Raw genomic sequence first — 18,231 nt, 5'->3', positions numbered from 1 at the left:
GTGTGTGATCGTTACTGATCAGGTGTCGCTGGTGCCACTGCCTCGAGTGCTGCGCTGCGGTCTAGCACGTTCATGCCCTTGAGCAGATTGAGTGCCTCACCCAGCTGATAGTCGCTTTCAGCGACGACCGGGCTGGTAGGTGCCTTGCTCTGTACGGCTTCGCTTTCACCGTTGGCGTTATCGAGACGGCCATCGAGGTCTGCCTCGCGTACGCTGAAGTCGCGGCGCGTATCGCGCTCCAGCCGTCCGCGCACGACCTCGACATCCGGTTGGATACCTTCGGCCTGGATGGAGCGACCGCTGGGCGTGAAATACAGCGCCGTGGTCAGCTTGAGGCCATCACCATTGCCCAGCGGCATGACGGTCTGTACCGAGCCCTTGCCGAAGCTGTCGGTGCCCATGATGATCGCGCGACGCTGGTCTTGCAGAGCACCGGAGACGATCTCTGCAGCCGAGGCGGTGCCGCCATTGATCAGCACGATTAACGGTATGTCGTCCGCCGGCGTATCAGCCTTGGCAGAGAAGGATAGCTCGCTGTCGGGCAAGCGGCCTTGGGTATAGACGATGCGGCCGTTGGATAGGAAAAGATCGCTGATCTCTACCGCCGCCGACAACAGGCCGCCGGGGTTGTTGCGCAGGTCCAGCACGAGCCCCTTGAGCGATGTCGCATCATTATCCTTGCGTAGTTGCGCCAGAGCAGTGCGAGCTTCATCGCCAGTCGCGCTCTGGAACTGGCTGATACGCAGATAACCATAGCCCGGATCCAACAGGCGATGAGTCACGCTGCTGCTCTTGATGATAGCGCGCTCCAGTACCACCTCACGTGGCATGTCGGCCCCTTCGGAGAGAATCAGCAAACGAATGCGTGAGCCGGCATCGCCGCGCATCAGTTTCACGGCCTCAGACATCGGTAGGCCATCCAGCGGCGTGTTGTCGATCTTGAGAATGACATCACGCGGCTGCAGGCCGGCCCGAGAAGCGGGCGTGTCATCAATCGGCGCGATGATCGTCAACTTGCCGTCGTCTTCCATGCCGACTTCAATACCAATGCCACCGAATTCACCGTCAGTGTTCTCGCGCAGATCTTGCCAGTCCTGCTGGTCGAGATAGGAGGAATGCGGGTCGAGCCCTTCCAACATGCCGCGCATGGCATTTTTCAGCAGTGTGCGGTCGTCGACTTCATCGACATAGGTGCGCTTGATGCGCTCGAACACCTCGGCAAAGGTACGTAGCTCATCCAGTGGTAGGCCTTCGGCCTGAGTCGGAGCTGTTTCGCGTGGCATTTCTTCTGCCACGGCCGGCAGTCCGCCGCCCAGCAAGGCGAGGCTTAAAGGCACGCTGACCGCCAGCTGACGCAGGCGGCGCGGGGCAGGGTGGAATGACGACGATGCGGGCATGCGATTTCCTTCTCGACGAATACTGAAACGCGCTGGCGGGCCTGACATTAAGGCAGCGAGCAAGAGGTGAGATCAGATCAAAACGCTCGCAATGATAGGCTTATTGCGAGCATAGCTTGCCTGCGTGCTTGGCGACTAGCTTAACAACGGGCTCATCAGCCCTGCGGCCTGCCTCATCGTCAGAACCATCCATCATTCAGCGACTCGAGAGCCAGCGTTGCGGATTGACGGGCTGTCCGGCGCGACGCACTTCAAAGTAGAGCGCGGGGCCATCGCGGCCACCACTGCTGCCGACGCTGCCAAGTTGCTGGCCGCGTGACAGACTATCCCCCGGGCCCACGCTGAAGCTGGCCAGGTGTGCGTAGAGGGTCAGTACATTGTCGCCGTGGTCGATGATCAGCAAGTTACCGTAGCCACGCATCCAGTCGGCAAAGACCACGCGGCCGGCATGCGGCGCCGTCACGGCAGTGCCCTGTGTCGCCTGAATCAAAACGCCATCGCGATTGACCCCTTCGCCACCCCCGTAAGCCGTGATGACCCGCCCCGGTGCTGGCCAATCCATCTTGCCCATGGCGCGCGTAATGCGTGTCTTGGGCGGTGGTGCACTCTTGATCGACTTCAGACGTTTTTCGAGGGTTTGAATCATCTGATTGGCGTGCGCACGATCCTGATCCAGTTCGGCGATTCTCGCTTCGTGGCTAGCATAGCGCGCATCCAGCGTACGCAAGAGGGCTGAACGCTCATTCTGCTGGGCGATCAGGGTCTTGGCTTGGCGCTCAAGGCCTTTCTGCACATCAGTAAGACGTGTCTGGCGAGTAATAAGTGCGCTGCGTGTCTTCTCAAGTGAGTCATTCAGCTGCGCCAGCTTCTTCAGTGCCTGACGGCGTGACGTGCTCAAGTGATTCAGATAGACCTGCAAGCGCTCGAGGCGCGCAGGGTCATCCTGATTGAGCAGCAGTTTCAACTCTGGCTGACGTCCAAGGCGATACAGTGCTGCCATCTCTTCTGCTACCGCCGCTTTCTGAGCCGTCTGCTGTCGGCTCAGGGTATCGCGCTGTTTGGTGAGCGAGACTAGCTGTTGCTTGATATCGTCGCGCTCATCTTCGAGCTTGCCGGTTTGCTGGCGAGTGTCATTGAGCTGGCGCTCGATCTTTTCCAGTCCATTGCGCGTGTCGCTGCGCCGCGCTGCAGTGGTTTTCAGTTCGCCCTGCATCGCTGTTATTTCGTTCTTGAGGCGTTTGAGATCTGCTTGAGAAGCCTGTTTTTTCTGCGTCAGCGTGGCGCTATCGTCAGCCGCCATCGCGCTAGCCAAGGGCAGCGGTGTCAGTACCAGCAGGCAGGCAGACAGCACAACGCCGGAGACTCGGCTCCGGCGTTTGTACTGCCTGTCGCAGCCCTCCCGCTCGGCTGCCGCGGCGGCGGTCGAACAGGAGGGGCGATGCGAAGTGCCGTGCAAAGTATTATGCAAAGGGCTGTCAGGCACCGGCATAGTCGACCAGCACATTGCCGTCCATCTCGTTGGGCACCGACTGACCCATCATGGTCAGCAGCGTTGGTGCGAGATCGCACAGACGTCCCTCGGCAGCCAGTGTCGCGTCGCGCTGAGTGATATAGATCAGCGGTACCTCGAAAGTGGTGTGCGCAGTCTGCGGGTTGCCAGTTTCCGGGTGCACCATCTGTTCAGCATTACCGTGATCAGCTGTGATCAGGCATTCGCCGCCGACCTTCTCCAGCGCCTCGACCACACGGCCAACGCAGATGTCCAGGAATTCGATTGCCTTGACGGCAGCCTCGAACTTGCCAGTGTGGCCGACCATATCGCCATTGGCATAGTTGCAGACAATCATATCAAAGGTGCCAGATTCGATGGCTTCCACCAGCTTGTCGGTGACCTCTTCGGCGCTCATTTCCGGCTTCTCGTCGTAGGTTTTCACCTCTTGTGGAGACGGCACGAGAATGCGTGTTTCACCAGGGAATTCTTCTTCACGGCCACCCGAGAAGAAGAAGGTGACGTGAGCATATTTTTCGGTTTCGGCGATGCGCAGCTGTGTCAGACCACGATCCGATACCACTTCACCGAGCGTATTGTGCAGATCAGACGGCGGGAACGCTGACGGTGCCGGAATATCGGCCGCATAACGGGTCAACATCACCAGACCCTCGTGCGCTAGCGTGGGCGCGGTGCGCTCAAAGCCTGCAAACTCAGGCTCGACGAAGGCACGCGTCAGCTCGCGGGCACGGTCGGCGCGGAAGTTCATGAAGAGGGCTGCGTCGCCGTCCTGCATGGCGACAGCGTCGCCGATACGTGTGGCGGTGACGAATTCATCGGTCTCGTCACGTTCGTAGGCGGCTGCCAGGCCTTCGACGCCAGTGGCGGCTTCGTGCGCGCCTTTTCCTTCGGCGATCAGGCGATAGGCTTGTTCGACACGATCCCAGCGGTTATCGCGGTCCAGTGCGAAGTAGCGTCCAACGAGAGTGGCGACGCGACCTTCTTCGAGTCCCAGACCAGCGAGATGTTCGTCGGCACGCGCGATGGAGGCCTCGGCACTCTTGGGCGCAGTATCACGGCCATCAAGGATGGCGTGAATGAAGATGCGCCGTGCGCCACGTTCAGCGGCCAGGCTGGCCATGGCCAGAATGTGGTCCTCGTGGGAGTGCACGCCACCCGGAGACAGCAGGCCGATCAGGTGAACGGCACGCCCTGCGTCGATGGCAGCGTCGATCGGTGCGGTCAGTACGGTATTGTCCTTCAGCGCGTTCTCGCGAACGGCCTTGGTGATGCGCGTGAAGTCCTGATAGACGATACGACCAGCACCGAGGTTCATGTGGCCAACTTCGGAGTTACCCATCTGACCGTCCGGCAGTCCGACGAAGCCACCGTCAGTGTGAATCAGCTCGCTGGGATAGTCGCGACGCAGGCGATCCATCACCGGCGTGTTGGCGGCGAGAATGGCATTGTCCTTCACCTCCTCACTGTGACCATAGCCATCCAGGATGATAAGGGCGACGGGACGCGGACCTTGTGCTTGAGCTGCCATGACTTCCTCGCTGTAATGACGAATGAATCTTGGGAGAGCAGGGCCACAATGGAGTGATGCATCATGTGGTGATAAAACTACCTGCTCATTCTGCCTCCTATTAGAGAGGCGGGAAGGGGCCAAGTGCAAGTGCTGGTAGTGTATCGCAGGGATTGTGTCGCGCTATCGACAAGAGCGCCGATGCGAGTATCGATGCGGGGATCAGAAGGGCGCTGTCCTGCTGTTGTTGGCGTGTCGCGTAGATACGCCTTTTAGATGCCACCCTGCGGGCATTCATGGCTGGGCCTGTCATGTATAATGCTGGCTCCGTTACCTTGGGTAGCGGTCTATTTCCTTTGCCGCGTACGCGCTGGCATGCACGTCACAGCGGAGTTAGCCCGTCTCATGATCGAACAGCTGCTTCAGTTCGCGCAGAATCATCCTTTGCTGGTCGGCGCTTTTGTCGCCTTGCTGGTCGCCCTTATTGTCATGGAAACCATGCGTGGCAATCACGGTGTCAGCGTCAGCGAGGCCACGCGACTGGTCAATCGCGAAGAGGGTGTCTTCATCGACATCCGCGACAGCAAGGAATTCAAGGCCGGCCATATTGCCGGTGCCGTCAACGTCCCCAGTGCCCAACTGACTAGCGCGACTACGCCGCTGGACAAGTACAAGGAACGTCCGGTCATCGTTGTCTGCAAGCATGGCCAGACGGCTGGTCCGCTGGTGGCGCGCCTTGAGAAGGATGGCTTCAAGCAAGCCGTCAAGCTCAAGGGCGGCATGGGCCAGTGGCAAGCCGATAGCCTGCCGGTCGTGACTCGCTAAGGACAATGGTCCGAGTACCACGGCGAGCCTGCAGGTCTGCTGGAAGCAGGTTTGCAGCCAAAAAATAATTCTCCGAAAATTCAAGGATATGTCTCATGGCTGAAGAACAGAACGCACAGGCTGCAGCGGGCGATCAACCGGCTCAGGATCAACTCCAGTTTGCCCTGCAGCGCATCTATGTGAAGGACGTGTCCTTCGAAGCACCGAATTCACCGGCTGTCTTCTCCCAGCCGTTCCAGCCGAAAGTGGGCCTGGAGCTGGATACTGAACACCAGCAAGTCGGTGAAGAGCTGTTCGAGGTGTCCATCAAGGTCACCGCACAGGTCACCAACGGCGAAGACCAGACCACTGCTTTCCTGGCCGAAGTCGAGCAAGCTGGCTTGTTCCGCATTGCAGGTCTGTCCGCTGAGCAGCTGGATCACACCCTGGGCGCCTTCTGCCCGAACGTGCTGTTCCCGTACGCTCGTGAAGCTATCGACAACCTGGTCAACCGCGGCAGCTTCCCTCCGCTGATGCTGGCACCGGTTAACTTCGAAGCCATGTATGCACAGCGCAAGCAGCGTGAAGCGCAGCAGCAGGGTGCCGAGGCCACTGCTCACTGATCATGTGAGTCCGGTGGTAGATAGTACTTCCAGCGACGGGCCCTAGTGGCCCGTCGCTGCGTTTTTGGCCACAATGCCGGCCTGTGTTCCCTCTGTTATTTTTTATTGGCGTGCTTCCCTCGCCCCTGACTGCCACGAGACTTTGCCCATGGCCATTCGTCTGCACTGCCCCGATCTCGACCTCAACGTCAGCGCGGGTGTTTCCTTTGCGCTCCCTGAAGGGCCTGCGCGCCACCTCGGACTGGTACTGCGTGCCAAGGTGGGCAGTGAAGCGCAGTTGTTTGACGGCCAGGGGCAGGAAATACGGGTAACGCTGGAGGAAGTCACGCGCAAGGGCGTGAGCGTACGAGTGGTCGCATCAGTGCCCAATGACCGCGAGTCACCCTTGGCGGTGCATCTCGGTCAGGCGATCTCCAAGGGAGACCGCATGGATTATGCAATTCAGAAGGCCTGCGAGCTGGGCGTGGCAGCAATAACACCGCTGTACACCGCGCGTGGTGATGTGAAGCTCAAGGGCGAGCGCGCCGACAAGAAGCTGGCGCACTGGCAAGGAGTCGCGGCGAGTGCCTGTGAGCAGTGCGGGCGCAGCGTCGTACCGGTCGTGCATCCCCCCATCTCGATGGCGGAGTGGTTGGCCGTGCGTGATGAATCACTCAAGTTGATCTTGCAGCCGGGCGGGGCAGAAGCACTTGATGCGGCCGAGGCTGCAGGGGGAGTCATCCAAGCCAGTCTGTTGATCGGCCCAGAGGGCGGTTTCACGACAGACGAGGTGATCGAGGCGGCGGCAGCTGGATGCCAGGTGCTGGGGCTAGGGCCGCGGATTCTGCGTACCGAGACAGCACCAGTGGTTGCGCTCGCCTTGTTGCAGCAGCGCTTTGGTGATCTGCCGCGTTAGCGGCTGGCATTCTCCTGCAGAGAGCGGCAAGGGATGGATTGTTGATATCCCGGCAACACAGCGTGAGATGTCATTGCCCTTCTCGCCAGTGGTGAGCAACGAAGTGCTGCTGCATACTTGTCATATCACTTCTGCCGCCTCGCTCCGATGTTCGTGAGGTGGTGCAAGACTCCCGTTTTCATCACTGTCGGCGTATGGATGTCGGCGGTGTCGTCATAAGGTTGACTCGATGACAGCTCGTAAGCTCAAGATCGGCGTGGTCATGGACCCGATGTCCACTGTCGCCTACAAGAAGGACACCACCCTCGCGATGATGTGGGCTGCCAGTCAGCGTGGCTGGTCGCTTCATTATCTCGAACAGGAAGATCTCTATCTCGAGAATGGCCGCGCCATGGGCCGGATGCGCGATCTGGAAGTCTTCCATGATCCAGACGCCTTCTATCGCTTGGGCGACGTCGTTGCGACACCGCTGGCGGAACTGGACGTGATCCTGATGCGCAAGGATCCGCCCGTCGACGAACACTTCTTGAATGCTGTCCATCTGCTGGGCTTTGCGGAGCGCGAAGGTGTACTGGTGGTCAACCCTACCGCCGCGCTACTGATGTGCAACGAGAAACTGTTCGCGCAGCAGTTCCCGGAGTGCATCCCGCCGACGACGGTGTCGGCCAACGACAAGGTGCTGCGTGCTTTCCATGCCGAGCATGGCAACGTCATCTTCAAGCCGCTCGATGGCATGGGCGGTAGCGGCATCTTCCACGTCGCTGAAGACGGTCGTAATCTGGGTTCGGTGATCGAGCAGCTGACGCTGCGCGGCAAGCGTCAGATCATGGCGCAGCGCTATGTGCCGGAAATCAGCGCCGGTGATACGCGTATTCTGCTGGTCGATGGCGAGCCGGTGCCCTTCGGCTTGGCGCGAATTCCCAGCGCTGGCGAGACGCGCGGTAACCTGGCCGCTGGCGGTCGTGGTGAATCACGTGAGCTGACGGCACGCGATTACTGGCTGGTAGAACAGGTCAAGCCGGTCGTGAAGTCGCTGGGCCTGATGTTCGTTGGTTTGGATGTGATCGGCGATTACATCACCGAAATCAACGTCACTAGTCCGACCTGCGTACGCGAGATCGACTCTCAGCGCGGTACGGATATTGCGGGTCTGCTGATGGATGCCATCGAGGCGCGGCTGGACGCTCGCGTTTGATGATTTGCTAACAGGGAGTACAAGGCATGGCAGCACCCAGCGGATGGTGGGAGCCGCTTCATAGCGTCACCGACCCGATCACCTATGTGCCGGTGACGCGGGTGCATCGTCGTGTCGTGGCCTGGGGGGCAGCTTTGGCTATCCATGTCGGTATTGGCTGGTGGTTGCTGGGCAGTGGGTTATTGATACCGCCACAGGTGCAGCCACTACCACGGCCCGTCATGCTGGATGTCACGCTGGTGAGTGAGGCCACTAGTGCTGCGGTCAAGAGTGACGTGATCGCCGAGCAGGCTCAGCAGGCCAGTGGCAGTGGTCGTGAAGCGATAGCTCATGCTGGACCGGAGGCGCCTGCACCACCGCAAGAGGGCGAGGCAGAGCCTGTGACTGCCGCCGCGGCACAACCGACGATGACCGAGGCAGCGCCAGCATCACTGGTGCTGCCTCAACATATCCCTGAAGTAATCGCCACACAGACAGATTCACCACAGCAGGTGGCGCACTCAGAGCTGTTGCCGGATACGCCTGATCGTGAGCAGGAGGCCCGCGAGCAGGACGATGTGCTGGCCCAGGTTCAGGCCTCCGGCCAGACACGCGAAGTCGTGGGTGAGCTGGCATCGCGCAAGGCAGCGCGTGCTTCAGCGCGTGCTCGCTATATCAATGACTGGACCGGCGCTGTTCAGTCATTTGGTAATCTTCACTACCCTGCGCCTGCCAACCTGAGTGGCGAATTGCGTATCCGAGCGGTCGTGCTGCCTAACGGTCAGCTTGAGTACGCGGAAGTGTTACAATCTTCGGGACATGCCGAACTCGACCAGGCTGCATTGGATACGGTTTATGGCGCTGCCCCCTACGCTTCCTTCGATGAGAGCCTCCAGGGGATGAGCCGTCTGACCATTACTCGCATCTGGCGGTTTGGCCCCGGCAACGATTCTGGCGCGCCCTGACGCCTCGGGAGGACCATGCAAAGTCTGCGAGACTATTTCCTGCTGGCGATGCCGCATCTCGATGATGACAATTTTTCCGGCTCGCTCAGCTATCTCTGTGATCACGATGAAAAAGGTACGCTCGGTGTGATCGTCAACAAGCCGATCAAGCTGACCATGCGTGGCCTGTTTGAACAGCTCGAAATTACCGCCGATAGCTGTGAATGCCTCGACGATGTCGTCTATTACGGCGGTCCGGTACACAAGGACCGCGGGTTTATTCTGCATCGCGGTCAGGCAGAAGAGTGGGACTCCAGTCTGCAAGTCACCGAAGAACTGGCGCTGACGACGTCGCTGGATATTCTCAAGGCCATTGCGGGCAACCAAGGTCCAGAAGACTTCATGGTATGTCTGGGGTGTGCTGGCTGGGAGCCTGATCAGCTGACCAATGAATTGAAAGAAAATAGCTGGCTGATCGTCGAAGGCGACAGTGGCATCCTCTTTGATGCCGATAGCGAATCACGTCTTGATGCCGCAGCACGCAAACTCGGTGTCGACATGAGTCTGATGTCGCGGGAGATCGGGCATGGCTGAAAGGGCAATAAGCCGCACGGCACTAGCGTTTGATTTTGGCACGCGTCGCGTCGGTGTCGCGGTAGGCACTGAAATGCTCGGCACCGCGTCACCACTAGTGCCGTTGCATGTGCGTGACGGCATTCCCGACTGGAATGTTGTCACTCGTCTGATTGAAGAATGGCAGCCAGACCTGTTTGTGGTGGGATTGCCATTGGAATTGGACGGTAGCGAGACCCTGATGTGCAGTCGCGCCCGCAAGTTCGGCAAGCGACTGTATGGTCGCTATGGAAAGCCGCTGGAAATGTGGGACGAGCGTGGTTCCACCAAGGCGGCCAAGAGCCTCGCTCGCGAGCGAGGCCACCGTGGCAACTACCGAGATGATGGCGTGGATGGATTGGCCGCTCAGGTGATTCTCGAGAGCTGGTTTGCAAATCAGCGAGGCGAGGGCGACCTTGTCGGTTACTGAATATCTCACCCGTTTCCTTTCAGGAAGCGGGTTTTTTTTGTCTGTCTGCCGCTGACCGGCAGGGAAAAGAGGAAGCGATACCCATGCAAGAATCTGAGGTACGTGACGAATACGAGACACTGCCTGATGTGGAGGCCTTGCTTGAGTCCATGACGGAAGAACTCGAACTGTTATTCGAACGCCGCGAGATCGATCGTGAGCGTTTGATTCCGATCGGGATTCATACCGGTGGCGTATGGGTCGCCCAGGCGCTGCGCGAGCGACTGGGACTGCCTGCTCCGCTGGCGACATTGGACATTGGTTTCTGGCGTGATGATTTCGGCCACAAGGGCCTGCCAGACGCAGGGCAGGGCTCGCAATTACCGGATATCGAAAATCGCGATTTGCTGCTGGTTGATGATGTGCTGATGAGTGGTCGCACTGTCCGTGCCGCGCTTAATGAGCTGTTCGACTATGGGCGTCCGCGCCGGGTATTGCTGGCCTGTCTGCTGGAGCTGCCAGGCCGTGAGCTACCAGTGCAGCCGGATGCTCTGGGGGCAAGCCTGGCGTTGGAGCCCGGTAAACGTATCAAGCTGGAAGGCCCACAGAACTTGCGCCTGACATTGGTAGATACCGGGGAGAGCGTTGCATGAATCTGCTGGATCTCTCTCAAGCCAGTCCCGCCGCTCGCGCAGCGTCTCCTGCCGAGGTGCAGCTCGATAGCCAAGGACGGCTACGTCACTTTCTCGATATCGAGGGTCTGTCGCGTAGCATCCTGACCGAGATTCTTGATACCGCTGATCACTTCCGCGGTATCGGAGATGCCGAGGTCAAGAAGGTACCGTTGCTGCGCGGCCGTACCGTCGCCAATCTGTTCTTCGAGAACTCGACGCGCACGCGTGCAACGTTCGAGCTGGCTGCCAAGCGTTTGTCGGCCGATGTGCTCAATCTGGACATCAAGACCTCCTCGGCCGCCAAGGGTGAGTCATTGATGGATACGCTGGTCAACTTGGAAGCCATGCAGGCAGACGCCTTCGTGGTGCGCCACGGTGATTCGGGTGCGGCGCACTTCATTGCCAGTCAGATTACGCCGCATGTGGCGATCATCAATGCGGGTGATGGCCGTCATGCGCACCCGACACAAGCGATGCTCGACATGCTGACCATTCGTCGGCACAAGGGTGAATTCGCCAATCTGCGCGTGGCTATCGTGGGTGACATTCTGCACTCGCGTGTCGCTCGCTCGCAGATTCTGGCGCTCAATACGCTTGGCGCTGCAGAGGTGCGAGTGGTGGCACCGCAGACACTGCTGCCTGTTGGTATCGAGACGCTGGGCTGTCGCGTGTTCACTGAACTAGAGGCAGGCCTCAAGGATGTCGATGTTGTGATCATGCTGCGCCTGCAGAAAGAGCGCATGGATGGCGCGCTACTGCCTTCCGAATCCGAATACTACCGTCGCTATGGTTTGACTCGTGAAAGCCTCGCACATGCCCACCCAGAGGCGGTCGTGATGCATCCCGGACCCATCAACCGTGGCGTTGAGATCGAATCGGCCGTGGCGGATGGCCCGCGCTCGCTGATTCTGGATCAGGTCACCAACGGTATCGCGGTGCGCATGGCAGTATTGTCGATGGCTGTCTCGGGCCAGATGAAGGCGCGCGCAGAGCGCAGAAGTGAACGTTCACGAGGAGCTGGCGCATGAAGCACAGCCTGATCAATGCTCGGGTGATCGACCCGGCCAGTGGCCTTGATGGCCAACATGACCTGCATCTTGAGGGCGGCCGCCTGGTCGCCATTGGCGCAGCACCACTAGGCTTCGTTGCTGAGCAGCAGCAAGATCTCACCGGCAAATGGATCACGCCGGCCTTCGTCGATCTCGGTGCTCATTTGCGTGACCCGGGGCCGCGCTACAAGGGCAGTCTGGTGAGCGAGTCAGCAGCAGCACTCGCTGGAGGCTATGCCACTATCTTGCCGCGACCAGATACCAGCCCTGTACTCGATAGTGCCTCGCACGTACGGACACTACTCGACCGTGCTCGCGATGTAGCTGGCGTCAGGCTTGCTCCATTGGGTGCCCTGACACAAGGGCTTGAAGGTGATCTATTGGCCAACATGGCAGCGCTCAAGTCTGCTGGCTGTGTCGCCCTGACCAATCTACGCAAGCCGGTACGTGACCTTGGCGTACTGCGTCGCTGTCTTGAATACGCCCATACCTTTGATATCACGGTGGTGTTTCAAGCCCAGGAAGCCACTCTGGCGGGGCATGGCTGTGCGCATGAAGGCGCGATTGCCTCACGACTCGGACTGGCCGGCATCCCCGAGTCTGCCGAGACGATTGCACTGACTCAGTGGCTGCTGTTGATTGAGCAGACGGGCGTGCGTGCCCACGTTTCATTGCTTTCCAGTGCGCGAGCGGTCGCGTTGGTGCGTGATGCCAAGGCTCGTGGGCTGGATATCACCGCCGATGTCTCGATGGCTCAGCTGCATTGGACGGATGAGCAATTAGAGGGATTTAACGCCAACTTCCACCTGGAGCCTCCACTACGCAGTTCAGAGGATAGAGATGCGCTACGTGCCGGCGTGGCTGATGGCACCATTGATGCCATCGTCAGTGATCATCTACCCCATGAGGCAGCCGCCAAATGCGCGCCTTTCGCTGTCTCTGAACCGGGCATGACTAGCTTGGAAACCATGCTGCCACTTGGGCTGGTACTGGTCACTGCAGGCCTGATCAGCATATCCAGGCTGATTGAAGCGCTGACCTTTAGCGCGCGCCGCTTCGGCTTGGAAGGTGGCAGGCTCAAGGAGGGCGAGTGCTGCGATCTGGCAATTATTGACCCGCAGTGTTATTGGACAGTCGACAGCAATACTCTGATGAGTGCTGGGCACAATACACCGCTACTTGGGATGACTCTGTCAGGCCGTGTACAGCAGGTGCTTCTGGGTAATGTGTCTTATGCCTGAAGACGAGCATGTTTCACGTGGAACACGTGCTTGAGAATCAGCGGTTCGAAAGAATAAAAGTTGTTATATATCAGTCTGTTAATTTAATCATGCGGTTTGACAAGACAGTGTCGCTGTTTGAGCGGGCCAATGCTGAGAGCGCTAACAATAAAAGGCAATGTTTCACGTGGAACATCAGCCTCAAGAAAGCAAAATTATCGTTTCAGGAGATCAGATTGATGCCAATGATTCGTGCAGAATTTATCAGTGGAAAGAGTGAAGAACAGAAACGTGAGCTTATCGAAGCACTGACTCGCGAGACAGCTCGTGTGCTGGGAGTGCGAGAGGAATCAGTCTGGGTAGTGTTGCAGGAAGTGGAAGCGGAAAACTGGGGCGTTGCAGGAAAGCGATTATCCGATCGCTGATTATTTATAACATTATGATTTTTATATGTTTTATGTGGTTGAAGTAAAATGTTCCACGTGAAACATGCTGGCGTGTTCTGTTGAGGTGGAATTGGCTGAAGAAATAAAAAGCGCCGCAGCCCGGGAAGGCTGCGGCGCTTTTACATCCTGCATATGTCATGGCATGAAGCTAAGCCATGAGCAGTGCACATCAACCCTCGAAATCAGCTTCCGAGTAGAGTGTGCGAATGCGTAGAGTGTGCTCAACGGTTTTGAGCGCCTCAAGCGCTTTCTTGCCGTAGGCCTTGTCTACATCAATGACCACGTAGCCGACCGTATTGTTAGTCTGCAGGTACTGGCCAGAGATGTTGATACCTTCCTCAGACAACACCTGGTTGATGCGCGACAGTACACCCGGCACGTTGTCGTGAATGTGCAGCAGGCGATGCTTTTCCGGGTGGGCCGGCAGGGCGACTTCAGGGAAGTTGACCGAACCGATGGTGGTGCCGTTATCGGAATAGGTCACCAGCTTCTCCGCCACTTCGACGCCAATATTCTCCTGAGCTTCCATGGTGGAGCCCCCGACGTGCGGGGTCAGGATGACATTGTCGAATTCGCGCAATGGAGACACGAACTCTTCACCGTTGCCCTTTGGCTCGACAGGGAAGACATCGATGGCAGCTCCCAGCAGCTTACCGCTGGCGAGAACCTCAGCAAGATCTTCAATGACGACAGTGGAGCCGCGTGCGGCATTGATAAAGACGCTGTTCTGTTTCATCAATGCGAATTGCTGCTTACCCATCATCCACTTGGTTGAGGGAACCTCAGGCACGTGCAGCGTGACGATGTCAGCGCGCGCCAGCAGCTCTTCCATGCTGGCGACCTGACGGGCATTACCCATGCCAAGTTTGGTGACGGCATCGTAGTAGATGACATCAAGGCCCAACGACTCACTGAGTACCGATAGCTGAGATCCGATGCTGCCATAGCCGACGATACCCAGCGTCTTGCCACGGACTTCGTGACTATTCTTGGCAGTCTTCATCCACTGGCCACGATGCGCCTTGGCACTCTTCTCCGGTACGCCACGCATCAGCATGATGGCTTCGGCCAGCACTAGCTCAGCAACGGAGCGAGTGTTGGAGTAGGGCGCATTGAAGACCGGAATCCCCCGTTTGAGCGCGGCTTCCAGGTTGACCTGGTTGGTGCCGATGCAGAAGCAGCCGATGGCAGTGAGCTTTTCTGCAGCGCTGATCACACGCTCGTTGAGCTGAGTGCGGGAGCGAATGCCAATGAAGTGCACATCGCGGATTCTCTCGACCAGTTCATCCTCGGCAAGCGAGGTCTGAAGTAGCTCGATATTGGTGTAGCCTGCATTGAGGAAGTCATCCACTGCGGACTGGTGGACACCTTCGAGCAATAGGATCTTGATCTTGCTCTTGTCCAGAGACGTCTTGGCCATTGTCGAATCAACCCTCTCGCCGGTCATGCCGGCGTTTCTGTTCGTTTGGTCTTTTTCGTGACCTGCTGGCGTGTCACGCCTCAAGAAAACGCCAGAAAAACAGCAGGCGTGCTGTCAACAGGGGTGCAAAGAATATCACAGCCGACGGGGCCTTCGGATGAAATGTCCGCGTGGCGGACATGAAAAAACCGCGGTTTGGTATGTGCTGATAGTGGTTATTGGTAAGTGCCGAGTGGGCAGCGTCTCGAAGCCCATCAGGTTATACTGGCTTTTCACACAGACACACCGGGCCCGCCCGGTCCGATGAGCGAGAGCACTCATGGCCGAACAGGAAGCGCCGCAGGACTTTGCCGCCACCCTTGCCCGTCTTGAAGGATTGGTGACACGGCTCGAGGCTGGCGATATGTCGCTGGAAGCGTCGCTGGGCGCTTTCGAAGAGGGCGTGCGTCTGGCCCGCGAGGCGCAGCAGCGTCTCGACAGTGCCGAGCTTCGCTTGCAGGCGCTGATAGAAGGGCCTGATGGTGAGCTGGTGCCGGCAGCATTTGCTGCGCCTGCAACCTCGGCCAGCGTGGCGGGTGACACGGATGAGGAGAAGGACTGGTGACGTCAGGCGTATTGAACCCACAAACCTCGTCATCTGAATCGCAGGCGAGTGAGCTGATCCGTTCTGGACAGGCGCGTAGCGAGGCAGTGCTTGAGACGTTGCTGACCCCTGCCAGTGGTGCGGTAAGTAATCGTCTTGAAGAGGCGATGCGTTACAGCGTACTGGGCGGCGGCAAGCGGCTGCGCCCAGTGTTGCTGTATGCGGTTGGCCGTGCACTGGGAAGTGACGAGGATGCGACCGGACGTGCCGCGTTGGATGCCGCCGCCGCTGCGCTCGAGCTGGTACACGCTTACTCGCTGGTCCATGATGATCTGCCGGCCATGGACGATGATGACCTGCGTCGTGGTCGTCCTACCGTGCATCGTGCTTTCGATGAAGCAACCGCCATTTTGGCTGGTGATGCCTTGCTGACATTGGCCTTTGAGGTGATGGCAGATACTGGGCACGTCAGAACACCGGCACTGGTGCGCACGCTCGCCGAGGCTTCTGGCCGTCGTGGCATGGTCGCGGGCCAAGCGCTAGATCTCGAGGCCGTGGGTCAGTTCCGTGAGGTCGAAGCGCTATCGAGGATGCATGCTTACAAGACGGGAGCGCTGATTCGCGCGGCTGTTCGTCTGGGTGGCCTGGTCGCAGCTGAAGAGCAGGATTCGCGCCTTGCGGCGCTTGACCGCTACGCTGCTGCCATTGGCCTTGCCTTCCAGATTCAGGATGACATTCTGGATGTGACTGGCGATACCGTGACGCTAGGAAAGACCGCAGGTGCGGATGCCGCACGTGACAAGCCGACCTACCCCTCGCTACTCGGGCTCGAAGGTGCTCGAAAGCGTGCTGGTCAGCTGTTGGACGAGGCCTTGGATGCTCTGGCACCGTTGGGAGAGGCTGCAGCGCCACTCGCGGTGTTGGCGCGCTACATGATCGAGCGAGACCACTGATTCCTGACGCCTATGAAGCTGTTTGACGAGATACCTCAGGCGCGCCCTGCGACGCCACTGCTCGATGCCGTCGAGTCCCCCCAGGCTCTACGAGCGCTGAGCGTGGCACAGCTGCGCCAGCTTGCTGATGAATTGCGTGCCTACCTGCTTTACAGCGTTGGCTGCACGGGTGGGCACTTCGGTGCCGGCCTTGGTGTGGTTGAGCTGACGGTAGCGCTCCACCATGCACTGGAAACGCCGCATGATCGCTTGGTGTGGGATGTGGGGCATCAAGCTTACCCGCACAAGATCCTTACCGGTCGCCGTGAGTCCATGCATAGCATGCGTCAGTACGGCGGCCTATCGGCCTTCCCCAAACGCGCAGAAAGCGAGTTCGACACCTTTGGGGTGGGTCATTCCAGCACCTCGATCAGTGCCGCGCTTGGTATGGCGCTGGGGGCGCGCACTGCGGGCGAGAAGCGGCGTGCCTGCGCCGTTATCGGTGATGGTGCACTGACGGCAGGCATGGCATTCGAAGCGTTAGCGCATGCGGGGCACGTCAAAGCCAATCTGTTGGTGGTGCTCAACGATAACGAGATGTCCATCTCTGAGAATGTCGGTGGGATGGCCAGCTATCTGGCACGTATTCTGGCTAGCAAGCCCTATACCCAGATGCGAGCCAATGGCAAGAAGGTGCTATCGCATCTGCCGGGTGCGCTTGAGTTTGCCAAGCGCACCGAAGAGCACATGAAGGGCTTCATTAGCCCGGCAACGCTGTTCGAGGAGATGGGTTTTAACTACATCGGCCCCATCGATGGGCATGACCTGCCTACGCTGGTGCAGACACTGCACAACATGAGTGATCTGGAAGGTCCTCAGTTCCTGCATGTGGTCACTCGCAAGGGTAAGGGGTTCATTCCTGCCGAGCAGGATCCGATCGGCTATCACGCCATTACCAAGCTTGAGAAAGCGCCGACGGAAGCGACCAAGGAAGCGCCAGCTGTCTCCGATGTACCGGCTGCGAAACCGCAGAAGTATTGCAGTGTATTCGGCAACTGGCTGTGCGATGCCGCGGCCGCTGATTCGCGTGTCATTGGCGTTACGCCAGCCATGCGCGAAGGTTCGGATCTGGTGCGTTTCTCGAAGGAGTATCCGGAGCGCTACTTCGATGTCGCCATCGCTGAGCAGCATGCGGTGACGCTTGCGGCGGGTATGGCCTGTGAGGGTATGAAGCCGGTAGTGGCGATCTACTCCACCTTTCTGCAGCGTGGCTACGATCAACTGATTCATGACGTGGCAGTGCAAAAGCTGGATGTCACTTTTGCGATTGATCGCGCTGGGCTTGTCGGTGAAGACGGCCCGACCCATCACGGGAGTCTCGATCTCTCCTTCCTGCGCTGTGTGCCGGAGCTGGTACTGATGGCGCCGGCCGATGAAGCAGAGTGTCGTGGCATGTTGAGTGCGGCACTGGCGCACCCTGGGCCGGCAGCAGTGCGTTATCCGCGTGGCACCGGGCCGGGTGTAGCGACGGGCGATGATCTTGAGCCATTATCGATCGGGCGCGGTGAATATCGTCGCCGCATCGCTGGCAACCCAGAGGTGCGGGTGGCAATCGTGGCGGTCGGCAGCATGAATACGCCGGTCACGGATGTTGCTGAGGCATTGGATGCTACCCACTTCAACTTGCGCTCGATCAAGCCGCTGGACCGTGAGGCGTTGCTGGAGATTGCCGAAGGGCATGATCTGGTGGTGACTGTCGAAGAAAACGCGATTGCAGGCGGAGCCGGTGCTGGAGTGGCTGAGTTCTATCTGAATGCGGGTTTGGCACAGCCTATGCTGCTGCTGGGCCTGCCGGATGGTTTCGTTGAGCATGGCAAGCCGGTTGAGCTGCTGCGCGACTGTGGGCTGGATGCTGCCGGAATTCGTGCCAGTATCGAGGCACGCCTCGCTCGCTGAGCACTTGTTCGAGTGATATTGGAAGCGCCTGTGGATGACTCGACACATCGAGTTGTCCACAGGCGCTTTTTCATGC

The 18,231-nt window shown here is 58.9% G+C and carries 18 protein-coding genes; 14 read left to right on the top strand and 4 right to left on the bottom strand.

Translation table 11 applies throughout. The annotated features are described in order from the left end of the window. Positions 1 to 11 precede the first annotated feature (11 nt). From CFN46_RS11210 to gpmI, 3 genes are all read right to left on the bottom strand, one after another. Positions 12 to 1,397 (bottom strand): S41 family peptidase, encoded by a 1,386-nt coding sequence (locus CFN46_RS11210; RefSeq protein WP_088743579.1) that lies wholly within the window; start codon positions 1,395 to 1,397, stop codon positions 12 to 14. A 196-nt stretch (positions 1,398 to 1,593) separates the two neighbouring features. Beyond that, positions 1,594 to 2,901 (bottom strand): murein hydrolase activator EnvC, encoded by a 1,308-nt coding sequence (locus CFN46_RS11205; protein WP_088743578.1) that lies wholly within the window; start codon positions 2,899 to 2,901, stop codon positions 1,594 to 1,596. Beyond that, entirely contained in the window at positions 2,873 to 4,435 is a 1,563-nt protein-coding gene (gpmI, locus tag CFN46_RS11200) for a 2,3-bisphosphoglycerate-independent phosphoglycerate mutase (RefSeq protein WP_088743577.1), read from the bottom strand. Before gpmI ends, CFN46_RS11205 begins: the two co-directional genes overlap by 29 nt. Before the next feature lie 384 nt (positions 4,436 to 4,819). On the opposite strand from gpmI, the gene CFN46_RS11195 reads away from it, so the two are divergent. From CFN46_RS11195 to CFN46_RS17655, 11 genes are all read left to right on the top strand, one after another. Continuing rightward, on the top strand, positions 4,820 to 5,239 hold the full coding sequence (locus CFN46_RS11195; RefSeq protein WP_024951534.1) for a rhodanese-like domain-containing protein: 420 nt from the start codon (positions 4,820 to 4,822) through the stop codon (positions 5,237 to 5,239). Between the two features lie 95 nt (positions 5,240 to 5,334). Further along, positions 5,335 to 5,841: a protein-export chaperone SecB gene (secB, locus tag CFN46_RS11190; RefSeq protein WP_024951533.1), complete on the top strand. Its 507-nt coding sequence runs from the start codon at positions 5,335 to 5,337 to the stop codon at positions 5,839 to 5,841. Positions 5,842 to 5,989: 148 nt separating this feature from the next. After that, a complete protein-coding gene (locus CFN46_RS11185) occupies positions 5,990 to 6,736 on the top strand; it encodes a 16S rRNA (uracil(1498)-N(3))-methyltransferase (RefSeq protein WP_088743576.1) in 747 nt (248 codons plus the stop codon). Between the two features lie 229 nt (positions 6,737 to 6,965). Next, positions 6,966 to 7,931 (top strand): glutathione synthase, encoded by a 966-nt coding sequence (gene gshB / locus CFN46_RS11180; protein WP_024951531.1) that lies wholly within the window; start codon positions 6,966 to 6,968, stop codon positions 7,929 to 7,931. Between the two features lie 26 nt (positions 7,932 to 7,957). Then, positions 7,958 to 8,875, top strand: coding sequence for a TonB family protein (locus CFN46_RS11175; RefSeq protein ID WP_088743575.1), 918 nt, complete (start codon positions 7,958 to 7,960; stop codon positions 8,873 to 8,875). Between the two features lie 15 nt (positions 8,876 to 8,890). Continuing rightward, the gene (locus CFN46_RS11170) at positions 8,891 to 9,448 is read left to right on the top strand and encodes a YqgE/AlgH family protein (protein WP_024951529.1); all 558 of its coding nucleotides are present in this window, start codon (positions 8,891 to 8,893) and stop codon (positions 9,446 to 9,448) included. Then, on the top strand, positions 9,441 to 9,896 hold the full coding sequence (gene ruvX, locus CFN46_RS11165; protein ID WP_024951528.1) for a Holliday junction resolvase RuvX: 456 nt from the start codon (positions 9,441 to 9,443) through the stop codon (positions 9,894 to 9,896). Before CFN46_RS11170 ends, ruvX begins: the two co-directional genes overlap by 8 nt. Before the next feature lie 83 nt (positions 9,897 to 9,979). Further along, positions 9,980 to 10,528: a bifunctional pyr operon transcriptional regulator/uracil phosphoribosyltransferase PyrR gene (pyrR, locus tag CFN46_RS11160; RefSeq protein ID WP_035159275.1), complete on the top strand. Its 549-nt coding sequence runs from the start codon at positions 9,980 to 9,982 to the stop codon at positions 10,526 to 10,528. Next, positions 10,525 to 11,577 carry an aspartate carbamoyltransferase catalytic subunit gene (locus CFN46_RS11155; RefSeq protein WP_024951526.1) on the top strand — a complete coding sequence of 351 codons (1,053 nt, stop codon included), beginning with the start codon at positions 10,525 to 10,527 and terminating at the stop codon, positions 11,575 to 11,577. The genes pyrR and CFN46_RS11155 overlap by 4 nt, the downstream gene beginning before the upstream one ends. After that, a complete protein-coding gene (locus CFN46_RS11150; RefSeq protein ID WP_024951525.1) occupies positions 11,574 to 12,839 on the top strand; it encodes a dihydroorotase in 1,266 nt (421 codons plus the stop codon). The genes CFN46_RS11155 and CFN46_RS11150 overlap by 4 nt, the downstream gene beginning before the upstream one ends. A gap of 17 nt (positions 12,840 to 12,856) precedes the next feature. Further along, complete coding sequence (locus CFN46_RS17655) at positions 12,857 to 13,243, top strand: 4-oxalocrotonate tautomerase family protein (RefSeq protein WP_211242399.1); 387 nt, start codon at positions 12,857 to 12,859, stop codon at positions 13,241 to 13,243. Between the two features lie 190 nt (positions 13,244 to 13,433). Here CFN46_RS17655 and serA read toward each other — a convergent pair whose 3' ends face one another. Then, positions 13,434 to 14,684, bottom strand: a complete 1,251-nt coding sequence (serA, locus tag CFN46_RS11140; protein ID WP_088743574.1) for a phosphoglycerate dehydrogenase — start codon at positions 14,682 to 14,684, stop codon at positions 13,434 to 13,436. Positions 14,685 to 15,003: 319 nt separating this feature from the next. Between serA and xseB the strand changes: the two genes are divergently transcribed. Genes xseB through dxs form a run of 3 tightly spaced genes read left to right on the top strand, consistent with a single transcriptional unit; the run spans position 15,004 to position 18,155 of the window. Next, the gene (xseB, locus tag CFN46_RS11135; protein WP_024951523.1) at positions 15,004 to 15,288 is read left to right on the top strand and encodes an exodeoxyribonuclease VII small subunit; all 285 of its coding nucleotides are present in this window, start codon (positions 15,004 to 15,006) and stop codon (positions 15,286 to 15,288) included. After that, on the top strand, positions 15,285 to 16,220 hold the full coding sequence (locus tag CFN46_RS11130; RefSeq protein WP_246116471.1) for a polyprenyl synthetase family protein: 936 nt from the start codon (positions 15,285 to 15,287) through the stop codon (positions 16,218 to 16,220). The genes xseB and CFN46_RS11130 overlap by 4 nt, the downstream gene beginning before the upstream one ends. Before the next feature lie 12 nt (positions 16,221 to 16,232). After that, on the top strand, positions 16,233 to 18,155 hold the full coding sequence (gene dxs, locus CFN46_RS11125) for a 1-deoxy-D-xylulose-5-phosphate synthase (protein WP_088743573.1): 1,923 nt from the start codon (positions 16,233 to 16,235) through the stop codon (positions 18,153 to 18,155). Positions 18,156 to 18,231: the final 76 nt, after the last annotated feature.

Origin of the sequence: Cobetia sp. QF-1, from assembly GCF_002213105.1 — a bacterium.
Taxonomy (GTDB): domain Bacteria; phylum Pseudomonadota; class Gammaproteobacteria; order Pseudomonadales; family Halomonadaceae; genus Cobetia; species Cobetia crustatorum.
This window is presented reverse-complemented; position numbering and strand designations above follow the sequence as displayed.

Excerpts from the sequence above, each read along its gene's own strand:
- CFN46_RS11210 (WP_088743579.1), bottom strand. The coding sequence starts at position 1,397 with ATGCCCGCATCGTCGTCATTCCACCCTGCCCCGCGCCGCCTGCGTCAG.
- CFN46_RS11205 (WP_088743578.1), bottom strand. The coding sequence starts at position 2,901 with ATGTGCTGGTCGACTATGCCGGTGCCTGACAGCCCTTTGCATAATACT.
- gpmI (WP_088743577.1), bottom strand. The coding sequence starts at position 4,435 with ATGGCAGCTCAAGCACAAGGTCCGCGTCCCGTCGCCCTTATCATCCTG.
- CFN46_RS11195 (WP_024951534.1), top strand. The coding sequence starts at position 4,820 with ATGATCGAACAGCTGCTTCAGTTCGCGCAGAATCATCCTTTGCTGGTC.
- secB (WP_024951533.1), top strand. The coding sequence starts at position 5,335 with ATGGCTGAAGAACAGAACGCACAGGCTGCAGCGGGCGATCAACCGGCT.
- CFN46_RS11185 (WP_088743576.1), top strand. The coding sequence starts at position 5,990 with ATGGCCATTCGTCTGCACTGCCCCGATCTCGACCTCAACGTCAGCGCG.
- gshB (WP_024951531.1), top strand. The coding sequence starts at position 6,966 with ATGACAGCTCGTAAGCTCAAGATCGGCGTGGTCATGGACCCGATGTCC.
- CFN46_RS11175 (WP_088743575.1), top strand. The coding sequence starts at position 7,958 with ATGGCAGCACCCAGCGGATGGTGGGAGCCGCTTCATAGCGTCACCGAC.
- CFN46_RS11170 (WP_024951529.1), top strand. The coding sequence starts at position 8,891 with ATGCAAAGTCTGCGAGACTATTTCCTGCTGGCGATGCCGCATCTCGAT.
- ruvX (WP_024951528.1), top strand. The coding sequence starts at position 9,441 with ATGGCTGAAAGGGCAATAAGCCGCACGGCACTAGCGTTTGATTTTGGC.
- pyrR (WP_035159275.1), top strand. The coding sequence starts at position 9,980 with ATGCAAGAATCTGAGGTACGTGACGAATACGAGACACTGCCTGATGTG.
- CFN46_RS11155 (WP_024951526.1), top strand. The coding sequence starts at position 10,525 with ATGAATCTGCTGGATCTCTCTCAAGCCAGTCCCGCCGCTCGCGCAGCG.
- CFN46_RS11150 (WP_024951525.1), top strand. The coding sequence starts at position 11,574 with ATGAAGCACAGCCTGATCAATGCTCGGGTGATCGACCCGGCCAGTGGC.
- serA (WP_088743574.1), bottom strand. The coding sequence starts at position 14,684 with ATGGCCAAGACGTCTCTGGACAAGAGCAAGATCAAGATCCTATTGCTC.
- xseB (WP_024951523.1), top strand. The coding sequence starts at position 15,004 with ATGGCCGAACAGGAAGCGCCGCAGGACTTTGCCGCCACCCTTGCCCGT.
- dxs (WP_088743573.1), top strand. The coding sequence starts at position 16,233 with ATGAAGCTGTTTGACGAGATACCTCAGGCGCGCCCTGCGACGCCACTG.